Origin of the sequence: Flavobacterium seoulense (genome assembly GCF_000695795.1) — a bacterium.
Classification (GTDB): Bacteria; Bacteroidota; Bacteroidia; order Flavobacteriales; family Flavobacteriaceae; genus Flavobacterium; species Flavobacterium seoulense.
Window position 1 is genome coordinate 40,021 of sequence record NZ_JNCA01000011.1, and the last position, 24,998, is coordinate 65,018.

At 33.3% G+C, this 24,998-nt stretch carries 20 protein-coding genes; 11 read left to right on the forward strand and 9 right to left on the reverse strand.

The annotated features are described in order from the left end of the window. Positions 1–105 precede the first annotated feature (105 nt). The 4 genes from FEM21_RS05910 to FEM21_RS05925 all read left to right on the forward strand — a co-directional run bounded on the left by FEM21_RS05910 (position 106) and on the right by FEM21_RS05925 (position 11,290). Positions 106–3,399: a DUF5107 domain-containing protein gene (locus FEM21_RS05910; protein ID WP_035658853.1), complete on the forward strand. Its 3,294-nt coding sequence runs from the start codon at positions 106–108 to the stop codon at positions 3,397–3,399. A 27-nt stretch (positions 3,400–3,426) separates the two neighbouring features. Continuing rightward, positions 3,427–5,853 (forward strand): beta-galactosidase, encoded by a 2,427-nt coding sequence (locus FEM21_RS05915; RefSeq protein ID WP_035658854.1) that lies wholly within the window; start codon positions 3,427–3,429, stop codon positions 5,851–5,853. Positions 5,854–6,027: 174 nt separating this feature from the next. Continuing rightward, a complete protein-coding gene (locus FEM21_RS05920; RefSeq protein ID WP_035658984.1) occupies positions 6,028–8,376 on the forward strand; it encodes a beta-galactosidase in 2,349 nt (782 codons plus the stop codon). A gap of 10 nt (positions 8,377–8,386) precedes the next feature. Further along, entirely contained in the window at positions 8,387–11,290 is a 2,904-nt protein-coding gene (locus tag FEM21_RS05925; RefSeq protein ID WP_035658856.1) for an exo-beta-1,4-galactosidase, read from the forward strand. Between the two features lie 64 nt (positions 11,291–11,354). Here FEM21_RS05925 and FEM21_RS05930 read toward each other — a convergent pair whose 3' ends face one another. Then, a complete protein-coding gene (locus FEM21_RS05930; RefSeq protein WP_035658857.1) occupies positions 11,355–11,795 on the reverse strand; it encodes a KTSC domain-containing protein in 441 nt (146 codons plus the stop codon). A 163-nt stretch (positions 11,796–11,958) separates the two neighbouring features. Beyond that, entirely contained in the window at positions 11,959–12,204 is a 246-nt protein-coding gene (locus FEM21_RS05935; protein ID WP_035658859.1) for a hypothetical protein, read from the reverse strand. Between the two features lie 85 nt (positions 12,205–12,289). On the opposite strand from FEM21_RS05935, the gene FEM21_RS05940 reads away from it, so the two are divergent. After that, positions 12,290–12,847 carry a hypothetical protein gene (locus tag FEM21_RS05940; protein ID WP_035658860.1) on the forward strand — a complete coding sequence of 186 codons (558 nt, stop codon included), beginning with the start codon at positions 12,290–12,292 and terminating at the stop codon, positions 12,845–12,847. Here the strand turns inward: FEM21_RS05940 and FEM21_RS05945 are convergent. Both FEM21_RS05945 and FEM21_RS05950 read right to left on the reverse strand, forming a co-directional pair. Continuing rightward, the gene (locus FEM21_RS05945) at positions 12,844–13,233 is read right to left on the reverse strand and encodes a response regulator (RefSeq protein ID WP_035658861.1); all 390 of its coding nucleotides are present in this window, start codon (positions 13,231–13,233) and stop codon (positions 12,844–12,846) included. The genes FEM21_RS05940 and FEM21_RS05945 overlap by 4 nt on opposite strands. Then, entirely contained in the window at positions 13,230–15,434 is a 2,205-nt protein-coding gene (locus FEM21_RS05950) for a sensor histidine kinase (protein WP_160171307.1), read from the reverse strand. Before FEM21_RS05950 ends, FEM21_RS05945 begins: the two co-directional genes overlap by 4 nt. Before the next feature lie 449 nt (positions 15,435–15,883). Here FEM21_RS05950 and FEM21_RS16600 point away from each other — a divergent pair, with 449 nt between their 5' ends. The 4 genes from FEM21_RS16600 (at position 15,884) to FEM21_RS05965 (ending at position 17,029) form a co-directional block, all read left to right on the forward strand. Continuing rightward, the gene (locus FEM21_RS16600; RefSeq protein ID WP_201448275.1) at positions 15,884–16,036 is read left to right on the forward strand and encodes a hypothetical protein; all 153 of its coding nucleotides are present in this window, start codon (positions 15,884–15,886) and stop codon (positions 16,034–16,036) included. Between the two features lie 12 nt (positions 16,037–16,048). Then, positions 16,049–16,279 (forward strand): hypothetical protein, encoded by a 231-nt coding sequence (locus FEM21_RS05955; protein ID WP_035658862.1) that lies wholly within the window; start codon positions 16,049–16,051, stop codon positions 16,277–16,279. Positions 16,280–16,348: 69 nt separating this feature from the next. Beyond that, the gene (locus FEM21_RS05960; protein WP_236353540.1) at positions 16,349–16,657 is read left to right on the forward strand and encodes a YchJ family protein; all 309 of its coding nucleotides are present in this window, start codon (positions 16,349–16,351) and stop codon (positions 16,655–16,657) included. Positions 16,658–16,675: 18 nt separating this feature from the next. Beyond that, positions 16,676–17,029, forward strand: coding sequence for a type ISP restriction/modification enzyme (locus tag FEM21_RS05965; RefSeq protein WP_035658865.1), 354 nt, complete (start codon positions 16,676–16,678; stop codon positions 17,027–17,029). 72 nt (positions 17,030–17,101) lie between these two features. On the opposite strand, the gene FEM21_RS05970 is transcribed toward FEM21_RS05965, so the two are convergent. The 5 genes from FEM21_RS05970 to FEM21_RS05990 all read right to left on the reverse strand — a co-directional run bounded on the left by FEM21_RS05970 (position 17,102) and on the right by FEM21_RS05990 (position 21,112). Further along, a complete protein-coding gene (locus FEM21_RS05970; RefSeq protein ID WP_035658867.1) occupies positions 17,102–17,875 on the reverse strand; it encodes a DUF2490 domain-containing protein in 774 nt (257 codons plus the stop codon). 12 nt (positions 17,876–17,887) lie between these two features. Then, on the reverse strand, positions 17,888–18,331 hold the full coding sequence (locus tag FEM21_RS05975; RefSeq protein ID WP_035658869.1) for a PepSY-like domain-containing protein: 444 nt from the start codon (positions 18,329–18,331) through the stop codon (positions 17,888–17,890). A gap of 71 nt (positions 18,332–18,402) precedes the next feature. Beyond that, positions 18,403–19,695 (reverse strand): sensor histidine kinase, encoded by a 1,293-nt coding sequence (locus FEM21_RS05980; RefSeq protein WP_035658870.1) that lies wholly within the window; start codon positions 19,693–19,695, stop codon positions 18,403–18,405. Continuing rightward, positions 19,692–20,369, reverse strand: a complete 678-nt coding sequence (locus FEM21_RS05985; protein ID WP_035658871.1) for a response regulator transcription factor — start codon at positions 20,367–20,369, stop codon at positions 19,692–19,694. Before FEM21_RS05985 ends, FEM21_RS05980 begins: the two co-directional genes overlap by 4 nt. 50 nt (positions 20,370–20,419) lie before the next feature. Further along, complete coding sequence (locus FEM21_RS05990; protein ID WP_035658872.1) at positions 20,420–21,112, reverse strand: SMUG2 DNA glycosylase family protein; 693 nt, start codon at positions 21,110–21,112, stop codon at positions 20,420–20,422. A gap of 198 nt (positions 21,113–21,310) precedes the next feature. On the opposite strand from FEM21_RS05990, the gene hmpA reads away from it, so the two are divergent. Both hmpA and FEM21_RS06000 read left to right on the forward strand, forming a co-directional pair. After that, positions 21,311–22,510, forward strand: coding sequence for an NO-inducible flavohemoprotein (gene hmpA, locus FEM21_RS05995; RefSeq protein ID WP_035658873.1), 1,200 nt, complete (start codon positions 21,311–21,313; stop codon positions 22,508–22,510). A gap of 140 nt (positions 22,511–22,650) precedes the next feature. Beyond that, on the forward strand, positions 22,651–24,957 hold the full coding sequence (locus tag FEM21_RS06000) for a DNA topoisomerase 3 (protein ID WP_035658874.1): 2,307 nt from the start codon (positions 22,651–22,653) through the stop codon (positions 24,955–24,957). The last annotated feature ends 41 nt before the right edge of the window (positions 24,958–24,998 follow it).

A 24,998-nucleotide genomic window follows, 5' to 3' on the forward strand; every position in this document is an offset into this window, starting at 1 on the left:
CATATTTTTTTCTAAAAATCTAGGTATTCTTCATATAATCTAATCTTTATAAATCTTTTAAATCTGTGGCAAAAATTAAAATGCATAATTAAAAACATATTAATAATGAGTGTTAAAGCCTGGCAAGAGGAGGTAATCATTCCTACATACGAAATCGGGAAAGCCGAAAAGAATCCTATTTTCCTTGAAAAACGAGTGTATCAGGGTAGCAGCGGGGTAGTGTATCCTTATCCTGTGGTGGAAAAAATTGAAGATGAAAAATCAGATAAAAGCTATCAGGCGGTTTATCTGGAAAACGAATACATTAAGGTAATGATTTTGCCAGAATTGGGAGGCCGTGTACAAATGGCTTATGATAAAATCAAACAACGTCATTTTATTTATTACAATCAGGTAATTAAACCAGCTTTGGTGGGATTGACTGGTCCTTGGATTTCAGGTGGAATAGAATTTAACTGGCCGCAACACCACCGGCCGAGTACTTTTTTGCCTGTGGATCATATTATTGAAAATAATGCCGATGGCAGCGTTACTGTTTGGGTAAGCGAAAACGAAAAAATGTTCCATCAGAAAGGTATGGCAGGATTTACACTGCATCCCGGAAAAGCTTATTTGGAGATTAAAGGAAAATTGTATAATCCAACACCGGTTCCGCAAACATTTCTATGGTGGGCTAATCCTGCCGTGGCGGTGAATGAACATTATCAATCGGTTTTTCCACCGGATGTACATGCGGTTTTTGATCACGGAAAGCGCGACGTTTCTACATTCCCAATTGCAACGGGAACTTATTATAAAATTGATTATTCGGCTGGTGTTGATATTTCGAATTATAAAAATATTCCGGTGCCAACATCGTATATGGCTATCAATTCGGACTTTAACTTCGTGGGAGGTTATGAGAATGATACCCAAGCTGGTGTACTTCACGTGGCCAATCACCATATTTCACCGGGGAAAAAGCAATGGACCTGGGGAAATGGAGATTTCGGAAAAGCCTGGGATAGAAATCTTACTGATGAAGATGGACCGTATATCGAATTGATGGCAGGAGTTTATACGGATAATCAACCTGATTTTAGCTGGATGCAGCCTTATGAAGAAAAAACTTTTACTCAATATTTCTTGCCATATCGTGAATTGGGTGTTGTTAAAAATGCTTCGCAGGATTTACTTTTGAATTTAGATAAAGAAGGAGACAAAGCCATTGTGAAGATTTTTGCAACTTCATTGCAGAAAAAAGTAAAAGTCGTATTAGAAGGCTTTTTTGAAGAAACTGTGAATTTAAGTCCTGAGCAGGTTTTCGAACGAGAAATTTCTGTTGGCGCTGTGGCTCTAATTGATTTGAAATTGGTTGTTTATGCTGAAAATGGCAGGGAGTTATTAAATATTAAAGCAGAAGAACAGGAAGCAGTAGTAACTCCCGAAGCGGCTAAGCCTGCTTTTTCTCCGGAAGAAACACCTACTTGTGAACAATTGTATCTCACGGGATTACATTTGGAACAATACCGCCATGCTACTTATGTTGCTACCGATTATTATCAGGAAGCCTTGAAAAGAGATCCGTCTGATGTTAGAAATAATAATGCGATGGGATTGTGGTTACTTCGAAGAGGAAAATTTGCCGAATCGGAAAAGTATTTTCAGGCAGCCATTGACACCCAATTGCAACGTAACCCTAATCCGTATGATGGAGAACCACGATATAATTTAGGATTGGCATTGCAATATCAGGGAAAAAATAAGGAAGCTTATGCTGCATTTTACAAATCATGTTGGAATGCCGCTATGCAGGATGCAGGTTATTTTGGCTGTGCCCAGATTTCCTGCCTTAACGATAATCTGACCGATGCATTATATGAAATTGATAAATCCTTAGTTCGCAACTGGCATAACCACAAAGCCCGTGTTCTAAAAACAGCCATTTTAAGAAAGTTAGGAAATAAACAAGAAGCTTTAATGTTGATAGAGGATTCTTTAAAAATCGATTTATTCAATTTTGGCTGTCGTTTCGAAAAATACCTGATTTCAAATTCGGTTGCAGTTTTGGACGGAATGAATCGTTTGATGCGTGGCGAAATTCATAATTATGAAGTGGTGGCATTGGATTATATTGCTGCAGGAATGTATGATGAAGCGGTTCAATTGTTGAAAGAAGGAATCAAAGTATGTCCAACAACTCCAATGACGTATTACTATATGGGATGGGCATTAAGTTTAGCTAATAAAAACAGTACAGAAGCCTTTGAAAAAGGAGCTTCTCACGCTCCTGAATATTGTTTCCCAAATCGTTTGGAGGCTATTTTAGCATTAGAAACAGCACAAAAATTAAATCCAACTGATTCTAAAGCGCCTTATTATTTAGGGAATTTATGGTATGATAAGCGTCAATATGCTGAAGCTATTGCCTGTTGGGAAAAATCAGTAGCGATTGATGAAAGTTTCCCAACAGTACACCGCAATTTATCGTTGGCTTATTTCAATAAATTGCAACAAGAAGAAAAAGCAATTGTTTCCTTAGAAAAAGCTTTTTCATTGGATACAAATGATTCCCGTATTTTGATGGAGTTGGATCAATTGTACAAGCGTTTGTGTAAACCTCATAGTGAGCGATTGGTCTTTTTGGAAAAGTATTTCCATTTGGTGGAACAACGCGATGACGTTTATCTGGAATATATTACATTATGCAATCAACTAGGGAATTATGAAAAATCAATTGCATTAATTGATAATCGAATTTTTCATCCCTGGGAAGGTGGCGAAGGAAAAATTCCGGCGCAATATCAATTGGCAAGAGTGGAATTGGCTAAACAATTTTTGGCTAAAAATGAATTTGAAAAAGCTATAAAATTATTGAATGAATGTCTGGAATATCCGCATAATTTGGGAGAAGGAAAATTACATGGAGCTCAGGAAAATGATTTCCATTATTGGTTGGGTTGTGCTTATGAAGGTTTAAAACAAACAAATGAAGCCCAGAAATATTGGGAATTGGCCAAAGACGGAAATACAGAACCTGCAGCAGCTATTTTTTACAATGATCAAAAACCGGATAAGATATTTTATCAAGGATTGGCTTTATTAAAATTAGACAGAAAATCAGAAGCTCAGCAACGTTTTGATTCTTTGATTGCTTTTGGAGAAAAACATTTAGACGAAATTATAAAGCTCGATTATTTTGCAGTATCATTGCCTGATTTGTTGATTTGGGAAGATGATTTAACTTTTAGAAATAAAATCCATTGTCATTATATGCTTGGTTTGGGTAATTTTGGCTTAGGTCAAATAGCTAAAGCAGCAACACATCTTAATGAAGCCGCAAAAATGGATTTGAATCATCAGGGCGTTCAGGTACATTTAGCAATGATCAACGAAAATGCTTTGGAATTGAGCAGATAACCATAAAAAACATTAAAATAGATATTCATGAAAAAAATTAAATTCTTTCCTTCAGTACTTATATTATTGTTTATTGTTTCCCTACATGTTACTGCACAAAGCAATTATTCCATTGATATAACTAAAGTTAAAACTGAGGTTAAACGCGGTCATCTTGATTTAGGTGGAACAAATGCTAAAGGTGACAGGATTGACGTAAACAGTTTTTATCTGGAGCGAAATGGAAAACCTTTTATTCCTGTTATTGGCGAATTTCATTACAGTCGCTATCCGCATCAGTATTGGGACGAACAGTTGAAAAAAATGAAAGCTGGAGGAATTACGGTAGTAGCTACCTATGTTTTTTGGAATTTACACGAATTTAAAGAGGGTGTTTTTAATTGGTCTGGCGATTTAGATGTTCGCAAATTCACCGAACTTTGCGCTAAAAATGGATTACAAGTTCTTATGAGAGTTGGACCATTTGCTCATGGTGAAATGCGAAACGGAGGACTTCCGGATTGGTTATACGGTCGTCCTATTGATGTAAGAAGCAACGATCAGGTGTATTTATTTTATATAAATAGACTGTATCAGGAAATTGGTAAACAATTAAAAGGGCTAATGTTTAAAGACAATGGTCCTGTTATTGGGGTACAATTGGAAAATGAATACCAACATTCAACAGCGCCATGGGGATTTACATATCAGGATGCTCCTAAAGAGCGTACTGTTGCAGGACGTGATAAAAAGATTATTCAGGATGGAGTTGGAATTAATAGCATGGGAAATGAATTTGCCGATGTAGGTAAAGACCACATGAAAACTCTTAAAAAACTAGCTATTGATGCTGGTTTGATAGCACCTATTTACACAGCAACTGGCTGGGGATATGCAACTATTGTCGAAAAAGGATCCATTCCGGTGATGGCGGGCTATGCTTATCCGTTTTGGACAGCCGGAAATAGTCCGTCACCGTTTTATTTGTTTAAAAATATTCATCAAAATCCGGATTATTCTCCTGTAAGTTATGATGTTAATTTGTATCCATCATTAGCAGCCGAATTAGGTACAGGAATGGCAGTTACTTATTCCAGACGTCCAAGAGTTCTGGGAGAAAGTTTTTTACCAATGATGGTTCGAACTGTAGGAAGTGGAACTAACGGACTTGGATTTTACATGTATCATGGAGGAACTACACCTTCTATAGGTAATTTTTTCATGGCTGAAGGAGCCGGACTTCCTAATAAATCATACGATTATCAGGCGCCTATTGGTGAGTTTGGAAATGTAAGCAGTGGCTATTATCCGTTAAAGCTGATAAATTACTTTTTGAAAAGTTATGGTAATGATTTAGCGCCTTTATATCCAATATTGCCTTCGACTAATGACAGTATCAAAGCTACTGATACTAGTACTTTGCGTTATGCTGTAAGAGGAGATGGAGATAAAGGCTATTTGTTCATGCATAATTTCCAGGATCATTTAGAAACTAAAGATTTATCAAATTTAAAAATTGATATTGCTACTAAACAAGGAAAAATACAATTTCCACAAACAGGAACTTTTACCTTAAAAGCAGGCAGTTCAGCTATTTTTCCGTTTAATGTCAATTATGATGGTGTAGCCATTCGTATGGCAACAGTACAGCCTTTTTGCAAGTTTACCAATAAGAATAAAAAGTATAATGTGATGGTTGCTATAGATGGTATTGCTCCTGAAATTGTACTTCAGGGTGAGGTGAAAGTTAGTGGTACAGGAATAAAAACTGTAGCTAGAAACGGGAATACTGTTGTAATTTGTAGTGCTGGTAAAATCAATGATTTCGAAATAAACGGAGTTTCATTTTTAGTTTTACCAAGTAGTGAAGCAGAAAAAGGGTATTTGATTGGCGAAGTTGACAATCAAAAGTTAGTATTGAGTAATGCATTGGTATTAGATAATAATGGAAAATTAACATTGGTTAGTAATAATCAGGAAAACATTGATTTTGCTGTATATCCTGCTGCTGCTGTAACTTCGGTTGATGGAAAGCTGACAAAAGGAAAAGCGGCAATTAAAAACATAAGCACCTGGAAGTTGAGTGTGCCAAAAGTAGATATTACTATTAAATTAATACAAGCCGATAACAGTCACTATGTACTGAAAGCGGGCAGTCTTGATTTATCGAAAGTAAATGATGTTTTCATCACTTTTGATTATCGTGGCGATCGTGGAATTTGTATGATGAACGGTGAGTTGCAAACAGACGATCTTTACACAAGTAAACCCTGGACAGTTGGACTTAAAAGATTCCAGGAAGCTTTAAAAACAACAGATATGTATTTCTATTTTATGCCAATGCTAAAAGACGCTCCTTATCTAAGTTATTTGGATAAAAAAGTATTGCCTGATTTTAGTGACAAAAAGAGTTTTCTGGAAGTGAAACAACCTCAAATTTCAGTTGAATACAAAGCGAATGTTGAGTTTAAGTAACATAAAATGCTTTTCATAAAGCATCAAATTTTCCTGATTCTAATTAGTAATAATTTGGCAATGAATTAATTTCTAATTGGAGCAATCAAAAATAATCTGGAATAAAGTGATTTTTAATTTTGGATTCCTACAAGGTAAATGTATTTTTGGAAAAACAAGATTACTGTAAAACACATGAGAATATCAAAATTAATTCTTGTCCTGCTAATTTTTATGAGTTTGGCAACTAAGGCGCAAACTTCTGGGAAAGCTGGAACTTTTGAGGCTGGAGAAAAAACGTTTTTATTAAACGGAAAACCATTTTTAGTGCGTGCTGGAGAAATTCACTTTCCAAGAATCCCAAGAGAATATTGGGAACAACGCATTCAAATGTGTAAAGCCATGGGGATGAATACCATTTGTATTTATCTTTTTTGGAATTTTCACGAGCAACAACCGGATCATTTTGATTTTACAGGACAAAAAGACGTAGCCGAATTTGTGCGATTGGTTCAAAAAAACGGAATGTATTGTGTGGTTCGTCCCGGACCTTACGTTTGTGCCGAATGGGATATGGGCGGTTTGCCTTGGTGGTTATTGAAAAAGAAAGATCTTCAGGTTCGAACGTCTAATGATTCCTATTTTATGGAACGTTCTTTAAAATATTTAAAAGCAGTAGGGAAACAATTGGCTCCGTACCAAATTCAAAATGGCGGAAATATTATCATGGTTCAGGTCGAAAATGAATATGGTGTTTTCGGGAATGATGTGGGGTATATGAACCAAATTCGTGATGCAGTTCGTAATTCAGGATTTGACAAGGTTCAATTATTCCGTTGCGACTGGAGTTCGAATTTCTTCAAATACGATGTGGAGGGAGTTTACACGGCATTAAATTTTGGTGCTGGTTCAAATATTGATAAACAGTTTGAAAAATATAAAGAAATCTATCCAAAAGCGCCACTCATGTGCAGCGAATATTGGACGGGTTGGTTTGATTACTGGGGAAGAGCGCATGAAACCCGATCCATCAGCAGTTTTATAGGCAGTTTAAAAGACATGCTGGATCGTAATATTTCATTTAGTTTGTATATGGCGCATGGTGGAACTTCGTTTGGACAATGGGGTGGAGCTAATTCACCTCCGTTTGGAGCGATGGTTTCTTCTTATGATTATAATGCTCCCATTAACGAAGCAGGACAGCCTACTGACAAATTTTACGCAGTGCGTGATTTGATGAAAAATTACCTGAATCCGGGTGAAACAATTCCGGAACCACCAGCCAATTATCCTGTAATTTCGATTCCTAAAATTACATTTAATGAGTCGGCATCGCTTTTTGAAAATCTTCCAAAAGCTAATAAATCAGGATTAATCCAACCGATGGAAAATTTTGATCAGGGCTGGGGGCGCATTTTGTATCGTACCAAATTACCAGAAAGTGCCACTTCATTTGATATAAAAATTACTGATTTGCATGATTGGGCTGCTATTTATATCAATGGAAAATTGATTGGAAATTTAGATCGTCGTAAAGATCAGCATACAATAAAAATACCTGAAGCAAAAAAGGGTGATGTTCTGGATATTTTAGTTGATGCTTTGGGCAGAGTGAATTATGGAAAAACTATTATTGACCGCAAAGGAATTACTGAAAAAGTAGAAATGCTGGTGGGTTCAACTGCTACTAATCTGACCAATTGGGAAGTTTTTAATTTCCCAGTAGATTATGATTTTCAAAAGAAAATGAAATTCAAAAAATCCAAAGCCAATGGTCCGGCGTGGTACAAAGCTACTTTCGAATTGAATGTCGTTGGAGATACTTACATCGACATGAGCAGCTGGGGCAAAGGAATGGTTTGGATAAACGGATATAATATTGGTCGTTATTGGAAAATTGGACCACAACAAACCTTGTTTATGCCTGGATGTTGGTTGAAAAAAGGTAAAAATGAGATTATCATTCTGGATTTAGAAACGCCAAAACAAGCTCAGATTACAGGAGTAACCGTTCCGGTTTTAGACAAAATTGTAGTAGACGAATCGCTTTTGCACCGTAAAAAAGGAGAAACTTTGGATTTGTCTGCTGAAACACCTGCTAATCAGGGAGAATTAAGCAGCGGTCAGGGTTGGAAAGAAGTCATTTTCGAAAAAGAATTCGAAGGCCAGTATTTTTGTTTTGAAGCTTTAAATTCTCAAAATCCTAAAGATACCAGCAGCAGTATTGCTGAAATTGAATTGATTGGTGTAGATGGTTTGCCAGTCAATCGTTCTAAATGGAAGATTGTTTACGCTGATAGTGAAGAAGTTTCGGTAGGAAATTATTCGGCTGAGAAAATATTTGATCAGCAGGAATCTACTTTTTGGTCAACGGCATGGACGGTTTCTAAAACATCGCATCCACATCATATTGTAGTAGATATGGACGAAAATATTAAAATTAAAGGATTTAAATACTTACCACGTACAGATAAAAGTACTAATGGAAATGTAAAATCGTATCGTTTTTATATTAAACCAAGCTCATTTACAATTAAAAAATAAATACACTCTAATGAAAAAACTCAATTACGTCTGTCTTCTTTTGGCAATTCTATTTTCTTTAAGCAGTTTTAAAGGAAAAGATGAAGTAATCAATTTGGATGGCAATTGGCATTTTGAAATTGATCGAAATAACGAAGGAATCGCAGGGAAATGGTACAATAGAAATCTTTCGGATAATATCAAGTTGCCGGGTTCGATGGCAGAATTTTTAAAAGGAGACGAAATCACGTTAAAAACAAAGTGGACAGGTTCTATTTATGATAGTTCCTTTTACTTTAGACCGAGTTTAAAAAAATACCGTCAACCGGGAAATATTCACATTCCTTTTTGGCTAACTCCGGCAAAACATTATGTTGGTGCGGCCTGGTATCAAAAAGAAGTTACTATTCCATCAAATTGGAAAGGAAAGCGAATCATTCTTCATTTAGAAAGAACACATATCGAAACCAGAGTTTGGGTAAATGATAAAGAAGTAGGTTTGCAAAATTCCTTAGTAGCTCCGCATGTATATGATTTGAGTGCTTATCTGACTGAAGGAAAACAACGTATTTCTATTCGTATAGATAACCGAATTAAAGAAATAAATGTAGGTCCAGATTCACACAGTATTACTGATCATACACAAGGAAACTGGAACGGAATTATTGGTAAAATTGCATTGGAGGCGATTGCGCCAGTTTATATAGACGATGTTCAGGTATATCCTGATGTCAGAAATCGTAAAGCCCGAGTAAAAATTACAGTCAATAATAGTACTAAGAATAATTTTACCGGAAAAATTGTTATTTGGGCTAAAAGTTTTAATTCTAAATCATCTGATCAAACTAAGGAAATAGTGAGCAAAATTGCTGTTTCTAAATCAGGAACGAATATTGTGGAACTTGATTTGCCTTTTGGCGAAGGAATGTTGACCTGGGACGAATTTAATCCTGCCTTGTATCATTTAGATGTCAATCTAGATGCCAAAGGAATAAGTGCACATAAGAAAGTGCAGTTTGGAATGCGTGAATTTAAAATTAACGGAAACCAGTTTTTAATTAATGGTAATCCGGTTTTCCTAAGAGGAACGGTTCATAATTGTGAATTTCCATTAACAGGTTATCCGGCAACGACTGTTGAAGCTTGGGAAGAAATTTATAAAAAAATAAAATCGTACGGATTAAATCACGTTCGTTTTCATTCCTGGTGTCCGCCGGAAGCTGCTTTTATTGCTGCTGATAAAGTGGGATTGTATTTGCAGCCGGAAGGACCGAGTTGGCCTAATCACGGTCCAAAAATTGGTTTAGGTCAGCCTGTAGACCAATATTTGTATGACGAAACGACAAGAATGGCTAAAGAATATGGAAATTATGCTTCATTTACGATGTTGTCAGCAGGAAATGAGCCAGCAGGAAATCAGGTGAAATATTTGAATGCTTTTGTTGATTTTTGGAAAGCAAAAGATAACAGAAGAGTTTACACAGGAATGTCAGTAGGCGGAAGCTGGCCTGTAGTTCCTAATGCTGAATACCAGTCGCGTGGTGGTGTACGAGGCTTGAACTGGAATAAGGTTTTAGAAACAGAATCTGATTTTAGTGCCGGAATTGCTCCGTTCAAAGTTCCTTTTGTAGCGCATGAAATTGGTCAGTATTGTGTGTTTCCAAATTTCGAAGAAATTAAAAAATACACAGGAGTTTACAGAGCTAAAAATTTTGAGATGTTTCGTCAGGAATTAGAAGATCATAAAATGGGAGATCAGTCTAAAGATTTCCTGAATGCTTCTGGAAAATTACAAGTGTTGTGTTATAAAAACGAAATTGAAAAAATGTTGAGAACTCCTGGTTATGCCGGTTTTCAAGCATTAGGTTTACAGGATTTTCCTGGTCAGGGAACAGCTTTGGTAGGAGTATTGGATGCTTTTTTTCAGGAAAAAGGATATGTTACTGCTAAAGAATATTCGAGATTTTGTAATGAAACGGTTCCTTTGGCAAAAATTCCAAAATTTGTTTACAATAACGGAGAAACTTTTAAAGCTGAAATCGTTCTTTTTCATTCGGGTAAAGAGGCTTTAAAAAATGCAGTAATTAGCTGGACAATTAAAGATGAAAAAGGAGTAGTTCTTGCTTCTGGTAATTTTGATCCAAAGACCTACGAAAACGGAAACGGAATTGTAGTTGGAAATCTTAGTCTTGCTTTAACTGATATTAAAGTGGCTTCTAAATTGAATTTGGAAGTAAAAGTAAATAATACTGATTTTGCTAATGATTGGAATTTTTGGGTATATCCAAATGAAAATGTGAAAGTTTCTCCGGAGATTTATTATACTAAAGTCTTAGATGAAAAAGCGAAAGTGGTGTTGAATAAAGGAGGAAAAGTGTTTCTGAATGCGTCAGGAAAAGTGGTAAAAGGAAAAGAAGTAGAAATGCATTTTCTACCGGTTTTCTGGAATACGTCCTGGTTTAAAATGCGTCCGCCACACGTTACCGGAATGTTGATTCAGGAAAAAAGCCCGGCTTTTACAAGTTTTCCAACGAGTTATCACAGTGATTTACAATGGTGGGATATTCAAAATCGTGCTCAGGTTATGAATTTAGAAGATTTCCCTGCTGATTTCCGTCCGTTGATTCAACCTATTGATACCTGGTTTATGAATCGCAGACTGGCTCTAGTTTTTGAAGCTCAGGTAGGAAAAGGAAAATTAATTGTAAGTAGTGCCGATTTAGGACCTGAAGTTCAAAATAAACCTGCATCAAAACAATTGTTTACTTCATTACAGAATTATATGAATTCGAAAGAATTTAATCCAAAAAATAAATTGAGTATCGAAGTAATTCAGGATATTTTTATGAGTCCGTCAAAAGAACAATTTGAGAATTATACTAAAGACAGTCCTGATGAGTTGAAACCCAATTCGAATCAGAATAAAGTGAATTAATAATAATGAAAAAGCCAGTAAAAATAAATTTACTGGCTTTTTTTATAATGTTAGATTAATCTAATTAATCTTGGTTTGTTACTTTTCTGTAAGGAAATGCATTGAAGATATGTCTTTTAGCAAATCGTGCAGGAGAATCAGCATTTACCATTTTTACATAAGTTGCTTTAGGAACACTGATGTATTCGTAAACGCTACCATTAGAAAAATCTACAATTAATCTGCCTTCCTGAAATTTGTAATCAGAGATAGTTGCAGTAGCAATAGTTTCATTGTACTCAGGTAAGTTAGCTTTAATAGTTTCAGGATTAATACTTACAAGGAAATGGTAAGCTTCAATAATCTTTTTACTGTTCTCTTCAGCAGCTTTTAAACCAGCCTCATCTCCTTGAAATTTATCAGGGTGAGATTCTTTCATCGCATTACGATAAATGGTTTTTAACTCTTTTAACTGTACAGTTTTATCAACATTTAAGAGCTTGCGGTATTCAACTATTTTTTTCATAAATTTAATGTAACTACTTGTCTGTTAGCTTGAAACTAATGTTTTTAGATTCGAAATTGACAATTTTTTGCAAAGGTACACTTTTTTTTAAGTTTTCAGTTTATAAGCTTAAAAAAAGCAAAAAAAGATTTTTCAAACCTAATCTATTGATTTACAATAATTATTATTCGGGCTTGTTATTAGCTTTATCAAAGTTTTTAGACTTTTTAGGATACTTTTTATAGCTTATATCACTTGGATTTTCGATCACTGATTTTATTGTTACCCAGTCACCAACAGCATGTTTTGCCTGAACCATTTTATAATCTAATAGATATTCGCCACAAAAAAAGTTGTTATCCTCATCTTTTTCAATAATTCCGGTAAATACTCCTTTTTGTAACATCTTTTCTTCTGAAGCTTTGGTCATGGTATTTTATTTAAAATTCTGCGGCAAAGTTAATCAATTATTGTTGGCTTAGGCTGTTTTATGCTTTCTAAGTATCTTTGCGCTCATGAAGAAAAACTTTAAGCCACATCCTAATTCTTTCAAAAATACCTTTTGTGTTTTTCATGAAGTGCTTCCAAAAGCTCTGGAAGGATTAAAAGTCCAGTTTGAAAGCAAGGCTGGAAGTAGCTATTATTACACTCAGGAAGGAATGTATCGTGTTTCTAATCATTGGGGACGATTGGCCAACAGCAAATGGCGATTAATAGCTATGCAGCCTGAAACAGCTTCTAAATACAAAATAGGTTTTGCTAAATGGGATTGTTTTTATCCTGACAATACTACCGAAAAATTGTACTATTTAGAAATGGATTATGCTAAAAACACCGTGAATTATCAGCATAAATTAAATCCTGATTATAATCAAAAAGCAGTGCTTCGTAATAGTCTGGAAACGACTAAGAGAATTAAACAAGTTCGCAATTTACTTCAGTTAACTTCCTGGGCTAAACATTTTGAATGTGATGATATTGCGCTTTTACGCTCTTTAATTATTGATGATTTGATTAATACCAATGCAACTTTGGAATCAATAAAAATGGAGGTTGCTAAAAAGTGTTCTTAATTAGCAATTTTAGTCAAATCATTTAAAGTTACAGGTTTGCACATATATCCTGAAATGCAAGGATTATTTTTAGCTCGTTCCTTGTCTTCAATTGCAATTGAAGAGCTCGAAATATAAATTTGAATATTAGTATAAATTTGAGATTTTAAAAGCATTATTTCTTCCATAAATCCCCATCCGTCAAGGACTGGCATTTCTATATCAAGCAAAATAATATCAGGAAAACTACCATTATCCAAAATGATTTTCTTTAACATATCAATAGCTTCTTTACCATTATGGAAAGAAGTATTAGAAGAAAAAATATCCGATTTAAGGATAATTTTTTTCATTATAATTTGATAAATAGGATCATCATCTATTACCCAGATTGTTTTTCCTGTCATGATATATATACTTTAAAAGTTGTTCCTAAATTGGGTTCACTTTCTACAGTTATACTGCCGCCCATTGCATCAATTTGGTTTTTAGTAATAAATAATCCAATGCCTTTTGAATCCTTGTGTGTACTGAATTTTTTATACATTCCAAATATTTTATGACCGTTTTTATTCAAATCGATTCCTATTCCGTTATCAGATATCTGAAGTACTGTTTTTTTGTTTTCGATATAAGAATCAATAGTTATAATAGGATGTTTTTCCTGATGGCTGTATCGAATAGCATTCGAAATAAGATTATATAAAATACTTTCCAGATAAGCCGGATTATAATTGACTTCTACAGCTGCATCAATCGATGAAACAACATTAATTCCTTTTAATTCAATCTGATCAGCAAGCAGTGTTAAAGTATTATCTAAATATTGTTTTAAATTTAAGTTTTCGGTTACTATATCTACATTGGTTTGAATACTTACAATTTCGTTAAGGTTAAGCATGGTTTCATTTAATGAATCAGAAACTGATTTTAATAATTGTATCATTTCCTCTTTTTCTTCTTCAGATTCTGAGGTTTCAATTAAATCAACAATAGATGAAATATTACTGGTGTGCGATCTTAAATTATGCGAAACAATATAAGAAAAATTCAGTAACCTTTTATTTTGTTCGCTTACTAAATTGAACGAATTATTGAGCTCTTTTTCAATTTCTTTAGTTTTAGTAATATCAATGATAATTCCTCTTAAACTTTTAGCTTCATTATTATCAGTAATTACATTTACAATATCTCTAACCCAAACTACCGAACCATCTTTGGCAACCATTCGATATTCAAAATCATGATTTTTAAGTTGGTTAGTTTGTTCAACGCAATATTGTAGCGCATTTTCCTTGTCTTTATAAAAAATATGGTTTACCCAAAAATTAGGAGTATTAATCCATTCTTCAGAAGTATAGCCTAAAATATCTTCGACTTTTTTACTAACAAAATTAAATTCTAAAGTTTTAGCGTCACATTCCCATACAATTCCGTCAACAGTATTAATAAGTGATTCGATTCTTTTTCGAGAAGCAAGAATAATTTTGTCGGCTTTTTTTCTCTTCGAAATATCTTCAATAATTACAATGTGATTAGTAGGTTTTTCGCCTTTTTTCCATAATGGAGAAACAGTAATATTAACCCATATTGTTTTGCCAGATTTGCTAATGTACCTTTTTTCCAGACTAAATTCTTCGATTTCATCTTTATAAAGTTTTTCTAGTGAAAGCAACGATTTTTCGATATCATCAGGATGTGTGATTGATTTTAAATCCATCGATTTTAATTCTTCTGAACTGTATCCTATTAATTGACAAAAGCGTTTATTAACATCCGAAAATTTTCCTGTATTCGAATCAACATAGGTAATTCCTACTGCAGCCTGATCAAAAATGCTTTTGAATTTGATTTCGTTTTTTAAAAGTTTATCCGATTGTTTACGAAGCAATATTTTTAATTCGGCTGGTTTTTTAAAGAAAGAATAGGTTAAAAATCCAATTAAAGAAGCCAGAAATAAAGCTAAAACGCAACGAATTACAGTTGTAAATAATAATTCATTTGGGTTTTTATCTACCAAATATAATTTCCAGTCACCATCGGGGATAATAGAACTTACTGTATTTTCAGGATTAAATTCTTCATCTGCATTCAAAAAGAAATCTTCTCTTTTACTGACAGGATTGATTTTAGAAAATAAAAAATGGTATTTTGAGGTATTCATTTTTTCGATTTCAGGTTTTTTTATCAAAGTGTTGAGCTTTATAATAATTGCCGAAAATCCCCAAAATTTATTGTCTTTATAAATCGCTACACGACCTAAAATACCTAATCCTCCTTGTTTTAACTCAAATGGACCAGCAAAATACATTTTGCGTGTTTCAATTGCTTTCATTGCTTCAAAACGATATTTTTTATTGTTTAAAATATCGATCCCTTTGGCAGCTTCGTTTCCTTTTTCGGGATAGGTATATTGTATAATTCCGTCAGGAACCAGTTGTACTGCGTCAATATTAGGATTTGAATTTAAAATTTGTTGGCAAACGGTTTCAAAATTTTCAGGAATACCTTTGTCATTAATAGTCATTGCTAATGTCAATGCATCAACATAATAATTCTTTAAAGATTGATCAATACTTTTATGAATGGCTTGTAGTTTAGCATGCATAGTGTCACGCTTTGCCTTTCTTGAAAGTTCATATTGTTGAAAAATAATGAGCGAAAATATGATACAAAAAAATAAAAAAACTAAGATTCCGGTCAGCTTAGATTTGATAATAAACCAATTGTGTCGGTTTGTTGTTGACTGTTTTAATTTCATTATTATTGTAAAGTTGAAAACCGTTCTTTTTTTAAATTATCCACACATAAATTAATAAAGATTTGATTAAATCAAAAGTAATTATTCCAAATCTATGTAAAATATTTAAAAAAAAGAAAGTTAGGTTATTGTTTTTTATAGATAATAAGCAATCTTTTTGTTTGAAATTTTAAATCGAAAATAAAAAGCTACAATTTGAATTTTCGATTTAAAAATGATAGCCTTTGCAGGCTATAACATCAGATTTTTTGTTTTTATAAATTCGATGTGTTTATGTCAAACTAAAATAAAATTGCATGGGAAGAAATAATGAAAAGAATATAAAAAAGCATAATGATAAGTTGCATAAAACACAGGCCAAAGCCAAACAAGCCGAAATGCTTAGAAAAGAAAAACTAAAAGAAATAGTAAAAAAGTTTAACGAGAACAATAAAGAAAACAATAATTAAAAGAAACTAGAAATGGAAAACGATAAATATGCCTTATTAAAATCTGAAGTTCAGGAAATTATTGATTTAATCGCGGCTAAAAATGCTAAAGATGCTAATAATAAATTAGTAGATGTAAGCGAACAATTAGACGATATGTTAGACACCAGTGATGAAGATGAGGATTTAATCGAAATCAGTAAATATCAGGTGTTATTGAATCAATTGCATCAAAAAATTGTTGCGCTAAACGGATCTATTTAATTGATTATGAATTGTTATTGTAATTCTCAAAAATTATTTAAAGATTGCTGTGAACCTTACATCAAAGGAATGGAAAAAGCACCAACAGCCGAAGCTTTAATGCGTTCCCGATATAGTGCTTATGCCACACATCAGGTTGATTATTTAGTAGCCACAACTCATGTTTCGCAAAGGCATTTATACTCTAAAGAAAATATATTATTATGGGCAACTTCTAATAATTGGCAAAAATTAGAAGTATTAAAAACTACGCCAACTACAGTAGAGTTTAAAGCCTATTATTTAGATCAAAATAAACAACAGCATATTCATCATGAGTTTTCTACTTTTGTTCAGGAAGATGGTATTTGGTATTATGTAGACGGAGAATATTATTGATTTTTCACTCAAAAGCGAATGAAAGCAACAGTTTTTGAAACATTAGAAAAGATCATCCAAATTCCATTTGTTGCAGATGAATTTGAAAATGGCGCTGTTTGTTTTGCAAATGACGAAGAAGTACGTGCTGATTTTAAACTTCAGTTTACAGCCTTTGACGTTGTCAATTATGTTTACGGTATTTTGTTTAAGTTGTATTTGAAAGAAAATATAGAAAACGCTTCCATTTTAAATTTGAAAATTCCGTTTCCTGCTGATGCTGATTTTTTCTGGAAATATTCTGATTTTGGTAAAAAACTGCGTCAGGAAAAAATTATAGAAACAATAGAATGTAATGCTGTTAATCAATTCAATTGGGAATTTATGGAATAATTTTTCGATAGTAAAAATAACAAAGCCGTTTCAATGCTAATCTTGAAACGGCTTTGTTATTTAACAGCAATTTTATTTTTTGCTAAAAGGATTTTTCAATACTACATCAAAAGCGATGTAATGAACACATTTAGAGAATTTTTTCCCCAGAATGTTATTCATGTATCCCATGTTTAAAGTTATTTTTTGTTTGGGTATTGCAATCGAATAATACAAGCTCAACCTGCTTTCTTTGTACTTTAATTTGTCCCATTGTTCAGTTTTGTTAGTTGCAAATAAGGCTTCGGTTGCAGCAATTATTTTGTGTGTTTTTAAGGAATTGACAGTAAAAGCTATTTGGGCTTTTAAGCGGGAGCGAAACTCTGTTGTTTCTTCAGGCAAACTGAAATCAGGATTATAAAAAAACCGAAGTTCTGGTCGATAGGTAAAAGAATAAGCCATTTTTTCGAAGGATTTAAGATAAGTAAATTTACCGTAAAACCGAATTTCCTGTCTTGCTTTTGGATTATCTAATTCATAAGGAGCAGCTGTTTTGTATTTATTTTGCCAGCGATAACTTGCTGCTAACGAATATTTCCAGTTGGGTTTAAAATGATGTGTTATTTCTTCGGTTACAACATAAATAGATGGTTTTTGAAATAAATTAGCATTGTCTGGATTACTGATTGTGCCTAATCCGGCAAAGCTTGTAGATTGTAGAGTTTCTTTTTTATTGAGTTTTTGTTTGATACCAAAAGCAAACCAGCCAGCAGTATTGGTCTCGCCCAGTCCCGGAGGTGCTATCTGGGCAAAACCATTACAATAAAATAAAATTCCCAAAAAAAGAAATAATGAAGTTCTTAGCATTTTTTCGAAATTTTAGTCGGCAATTTTACTTAAAATAGTTCCATTAGCGTCTATTATTACATCCCAATCCTGATTTAATAATGAATTAAGTTCCATTTTATAAACTACTTTTCCATTATCAGTAATACGTTTTAAATCGTCGATGGTATAGCCTTTAAAATTAGTTTTGATTTTATTGTGTACGGCTTTAGGTAATTCTTTTAGGCTAATGTCTTCTTTGTGTTTTGTCATTTTTCCTTCAGCATTGTACCAAACTTCGTGATCTACATTCCATCCTGTTTCAAAATCTACATTGTATAGATTACCTTTTATTTCCCATTCTACATCAGTAGCTTTTGGGAAATTTTTGTTGAATTGATTTAAAATTACTGATGGAACCTGGCTTGAAGGAATATCCTGAGCCATAGAAATACTAAACATACTTATTGCTGCTAAGGTTAAAATTTGCTTTTTCATGTGTATAAAATTTAAGTTTATACAGCAAAGCAACTACCTAAATTGGGAAAGAATAGGGAATTTTTAGAAGTTTAAAACTTTTTTGAAGAGAAATGGATTTCAAAACTATGTTTTCCATTGTTAAAATGATAATAAATAGGAAAATTGTACAAATCAGTAATGGCTTTTACAATAGCTAATCCAAGGCCTGTACCATTTGTTTTCGAATCAGATTTTTGAAAGCGATTGAATATTTTTTCTGACTGAAGCATTTCATCTTTTCCGGTATTGAAAATTTTGAATGTATTCTTAGTAATTTCTATTTCGATACTTCCATTTTTTATATTATGAAAAATTGCGTTTTTAAGTAAATTGGAAATAATAATATTGGCAAGAGTTGCGTCAATATTTACATTCAAAGTTTCTTTTTCAATAATGCTAATTTTAATTTCTTTAAAAGAACTAATGTCTTCCAGTTCATTAACCATTTGTAGAACTATCGGATTGATTTGCACGTTTTGGTTGTCAAAAAACTGTTTATTATCTATTTTAGAAAGTAACAATAACGATTTGTTAAGAAGCACTAAACGTTCTATAATTTGAAAAACTTCGGCAATTTTTTCTAGTTGTTCCTGTTCTAAATTGCTTTTTTCTAATAACAATTCGAGTTTACTAATAGCAATAGCGAGCGGAGTTTGTAATTCGTGCGAAGCATTGCCTATAAATTCTTTTTGCTGTTCGAATGCAAGATTGCTATGTTGTAATAAGGTATTTACTGCTTTTTGTAAATCCTGAAATTCTTTGGTGTCCGACTTTACTTCGGGTAGTTTTTGAGTAGCGCCCAAATGATAGCTTTTTAACTGATTTAGAAAATCATAAAAAGGTTTCCATAATTTTTTAAGAACCATATTATTAACTAAAATAATGCTTGCAATAAGAATGGCGTAGAGCCATACTACATCCCAAAATAATTCATCAATAAGGTCATCTTCTTCAACAATAGAATTAGCCACTTTCAATTGGTAATAATTTCCATTAATTTCAAAAGTGGTAGTTAGCATTCTTACCGGTTCGGGTTCAGGTTGCTTATCATCAGCATCCTGCATAAAAATTACGGTATCAGTATATTGATCTTTTGCCGAAAGGGCAATTTGCTTGTTTATTTTTCGAATGGTAAAAAAACTGGCATCAAAATTACTTTTGGTTAAAATAGAAGGATCTGTTTGTGCATTTCGAATAATTAAACGCTTGTAGTTTTCCAGATCTTCATCAGTGCTGCTCTTTATTTCATTAAACATATTTACATAAAATAAGGCTGCCCACACCGTAACAATAATCAATATGTAAATAGAAAGATGTTTTAAAGATTGATTGAGTAGCTTCATTTTTCAATAAGTTTATAGCCAATTCCATAGATGGATTCTATTTCAATTTCTGCCTGAGATTCCTGCAGTTTTTTACGCAAATTTTTGATTTGATAATATACAAAATCTAAATTGTCAGCTTGATCAGAATGGTCTCCCCATACGTGTTCTGCTAAACCTGTTTTAGTAATTAATCGGTTTTTATTGAATAGAAAATAATTAAGCATATCAAATTCTTTACGATTAAGCGGAATGTTTTTTTGATTAACAAAAAATTGCCTTTCGTTTAAATCTAAAATGATATTAGCACATTCAATAAGGTTTTTTCCGTTTAAATTCTTTCGGCGAAGTACGGCTTTAATACGTGCATTGAGTTCTGCCAGATGAAATGGTTTAGTAAGATAATCATCGGCGCCTAATTCCAGTCCTTTTAGTTTATCGTCTAATGAATCTTTAGCCGAAATAATGATAATATTTTCGCTTTTTCCTTCTTTTTTTAATTCCTTTAATATATCTAAACCACTTCCGTTAGGCAGCATGATATCTAATAAAATGCAGTCGTAATCATAGTCAAAAACCTTTTCTATGGCCGACTGATAATTAGATGCAGTTGTTACCAGAAAGTTTTCTTTTTCTAATGATTCTTTAATGCTGCTTTGTAGCAGTTTTTCGTCTTCAATTACTAATATTTTCACGCTGTAAAATTATTCTAAGATTCTGGAAAGAAATGGGAATTTATTCTTTTTTATTGTGAATTTAAGGCTAAGATATATTTGTCAATGTATAATTGTTTCTCTTTGGATTTGTATTGTTGAATATAACGCGGATGTTCAAGAACTGTTATCTTATCGAATAATTTTTCCTCTTTATTGAGTTTTTGGATAAAAGTTGCATTTTTCTTCCCAAGCACAAAAACTTCCGAAGTATCTAATCCTAAACTAATATGATTTTTTAAAGAAAGAATCATGAATTTTTTCACTGTTTCAAAAAGAGCAGAATCATCATAATAATTAGCATTCAGCCATTTTCCTTCTTTATTTTGTCGAATAATAGCCAGCGGGAACGGAGAATTAATATAAAAATCTTTGTAAAAATGTTGAGTTCCTCCATATTCAGCAATCATATCATACATAAAAACAGAAGAAATTTCATGAGTATGCGCCGATTCCATTTTGATACCGCAAACGCTTTCTAATCTTTTAGTATCTGTAAATGGAATACCAGTTACTCCGGCTCCGTGGCGACTGGGATTAATACCAATAATAAACTTTCTTGTCTGCGAATCATGATAATATTTATGGTAAAATTGCTCCATTACCAGCATGGTTTCAGGATTGTCTAAATAAGGATTTAGAACTTGAAAACCTTTAGGAAGTTGATATGAATACTGTAATTTTCGATTGAAATCAATCACTTTATCAGCAAAAGTACTTGACATATTATTCTATATTTTTATTAGAATCTATATAAAATTCAGAGTCTGTTGAATGTAAATATAGTTATTAAAACTACTTTTTTGTGCAATATCATAGCGTTCAAAATAATTTTATCAAGTTTTCTATGGTTTTATGATTCAAATCATAAAGTAGGATTGGCTCACATTTTAGCTTTGTGAGAAATTAAAAACTAAAATATTATGACTGATAATCAGAAAAAATTAATCAAAGCTACAATACCTATTTTGCAATCTTCAGGCGAAATCTTAACGGATTATTTTTATAAAAGAATGTTTCAGCACCATCCCGAATTAAAATCGGTTTTTAATATGGGAAATCAGGCAAATGGTAAACAAAAACATGCATTGGCCGGAGCAGTTTTGGCTTATGCAGAGCATATTGATAATCCGTCAGTGTTAATTAATGTGCTAAAGGGAATTGGAAATAAACACGTAAGTTTAAATATTCAGGCTCAGGATTATGATATAGTTGGAAGACATTTAATTGCGTCAATTCAGGAAGTTTTAGGCGATGTTGCTACCGCTGAATTAGTTGAAGCCTGGACAGCTGCTTACAATGAATTGGCAGAAATAATGATTAACATCGAAGCTGAATTCTACCTTAAAAATACAGAAAAAACAGGAGCCTGGAACGGTTGGAGAAATTTTACAATTAAAGAAATAGTAACCGAATCAGAAGAAATAAAATCATTTTATTTGTATCCAACAGACGGAAAAGAAATTGCTAATTACACTGCCGGACAATATTTAAGCATTCAGGTTTTTGTTGAACAGTTAGGATTATTACAGCCAAGACAGTACAGTCTTTCTAGTGCTTTTCATCCAAATTATTATCGAATATCGGTTAAAAAAGAAACGGCTTTAGCAACTCAGCCAGACGGATTGGTTTCGAATACTTTACACCAAATGAAAGAAGGAGATACCGTAAACGTATCAGCTCCTGCAGGGAATTTTTCATTACAGGATAATGATGCTCCAATAGTGTTGATAAGTGGCGGAGTGGGAGTGACTCCGTTGTTGAGTATGTTAGAAACTAATCAAAAAACAAATAAAAATAAGACTATTTGGATTCATGGTTTCCGTAATGCATCAGTTCATGCTTTTAAAGAAGTTGTAGCAACTATCGAAGAAGAATCAGACTGGCTGGAAAGCTATGTTTTCAATGAAGATTTAGAGGAAAATTCGAGTAATGGAATAATAAAAGGAAGAGTTGATTTAGAAAAATGTAAAGAAGCTATTTTGCTGGAAAATGCCCATTATTATTTATGTGGTCCAGCACCTTTTATCAAAGCTCATTATGAATCATTAGTTGGTTTTAATATCGATAAATCCAATATTTTCTATGAAGAATTTGGTCCTCAATCAGTTTCTTTGAATTAGAATATAATAAGTGAAGATTAGCAAAGCCGTTTCAATACTCCTTTTGAAACGGCTTTGTTTTTAGTTCATAACTCCTGATGATTTCTCTTTATTTCCAATTTTGAAATTCCTAATTTGCGGTCTTAAATAAAGAGGATAAAATGAAGGTTTGTATTGCCGAAAAGCCAAGTGTAGCACGTGAGATAGCAGCCGTTTTAGGTGCTAATACTAAGCATGATGGCTATTATGAAGGCAATGGTTATGCGGTAACTTATACCTTTGGACACTTATGTACTTTAAAAGAACCTAATGATTACCGCCCGTATTGGAAAAGCTGGGATTTGAATAATTTGCCCATGCTTCCTGAAAAATTCGAAACTAAAGTTGTCGAAAATTCAGGAATCCAAAAGCAGTTTAAAATTGTAAAAAGTTTGTTTGACAAAGCTGAATTGGTCATCAATTGCGGGGATGCCGGGCAGGAGGGAGAACTTATTCAGCGCTGGGTAATGAATGAGGCTAATTATAAAGGAGAAGTACAACGACTGTGGATTTCTTCTTTGACTACCGAAGCTATTAAAGAAGGTTTTGAAAACTTAAAACCAGCTACTAATTACGATAATTTATTTTATGCCGGTTTTTCAAGAGCCATTGGCGACTGGCTTTTGGGTATGAATGCTACTCGTTTGTACACCGTAAAACACGGTGGTTATAAACAGGTTTTGTCTATTGGACGTGTGCAAACGCCAACATTAGCCATGGTTGTGGATCGTTTTAAAGAAATTGAAAATTTCAAACCACAGCCATATTGGGAGTTGCAAACGATGTATAGAGAAACTCTTTTTAGTTATGAAGAAGGTCGTTTTCTGAAAAAAGAAGATGGAGAACTTGTAGCGAATAAAGTCAAAGAAAGTGATTTTGAAATTATTGCTGTCGAAAAAAAGAATGGAAATGAATACGCTCCAAAGCTTTTCGATTTAACAGGTTTACAGGTGTATTGCAATACCAAATTTGGATTCTCGGCAGATGAAACGCTTAAAATAGTTCAAACATTATACGAACAAAAAGTAGTAACCTATCCCAGAGTTGATACTACTTTTTTACCAAGCGATATTTATCCTAAAGTACCCGGAATTCTTCAAAAACTGACTAATTATAGTACGTTGACCGAACCGCTTTTAGGAAAGAAGATTAAAAAGTCGCCTAAGGTTTTTAATGATAAAAAAGTAACCGATCACCATGCAATAATTCCAACTGGAATTCAGAATAATCTGCCATACAATCAGCAACAGGTGTATGATATTATTGTAAAGCGTTTTATTGCTGTTTTTTATGATGATTGCTTGGTTGCTAATACAACAGTAATTGGTAAAGCTGCCGATGTGACTTTTAAAGCTACCGGAAAAGAAATTCTGAAGAAAGGTTTTCGGGTTGTTTTTGAAGATCCAAATGCAAAAGAAAAGGAACCTGATTTATTACCGAGTTTTACAGTAGGCGAAAAAGGACCACACGAACCTTCATTTTTAGAAAAAGAAACTAAAGCGCCTAATCAATTTACCGAAGCTTCTTTGCTGCGGGCGATGGAAACCGCAGGAAAACAAGTTGATGATGAGGATTTACGCGAATTGATGAAAGAAAACGGTATTGGACGACCATCTACACGGGCAAATATTATAGAAACGCTTTTTAAACGTCAATATATTGTTCGAAATAAAAAACAGGTTTTGCCTACGCCAACAGGAATTCAGTTGATTGATATTATTCAGAATGATTTATTAAAATCGGCGGAATTGACTGGTTCCTGGGAAAAACAATTGAAAGATATTGAGAAAGGAACTTTTACCGCTGCAGCATTTATCAATAATATGAAACGAATGGTTGATTCGCTGGTATATGAAGTTCGAAGTGAAACCACTCGTGCTAATATTTCGCATGTCGGAAGTGTTCAAAAAGAAGAAATGGCTGTTGAGAAAAAGAAATCAGCCGGAATTGCTGCTGAAACTTGTCCGAAATGTAAAAACGGCACATTGATAAAAGGAAAATCGGCTTATGGCTGTAGTGGATATAAATCAGGTTGTGATTTTGTTTTGCCTTTTACTTTTGCAGAGAAAAAAATATCCGAAAATCAATATTTGCGATTGCTTCAAAAAGGTTCTACGGTTAATTTAAAAGACTTTAAAGTTAATGATGAAACAGTGGAAGGTTTGCTTCGTTTTGATGAAAATTTCAAATTGGTATTGGAACCTAAAAAAACTACTCCGAAAGTAACAACAGCGCCAACATCAGATGAATTAGCTTGTCCAAAATGCCAACAAGGAACTATTATTAAGGGCAATACCGCTTATGGCTGTAGCCAATACAAATCAGGTTGTGATTTTAAAGTTACTTTTGAAATAGTTCGGGAAAAACTACAAAACCAAAAAGCGACGAAGGAATTGGTTTATGGAATTTTGAAAGATGCCGTTCTTTAAGATTTAAAATTTAACCACAAATTGCGCAAAGCTTTTTAGCA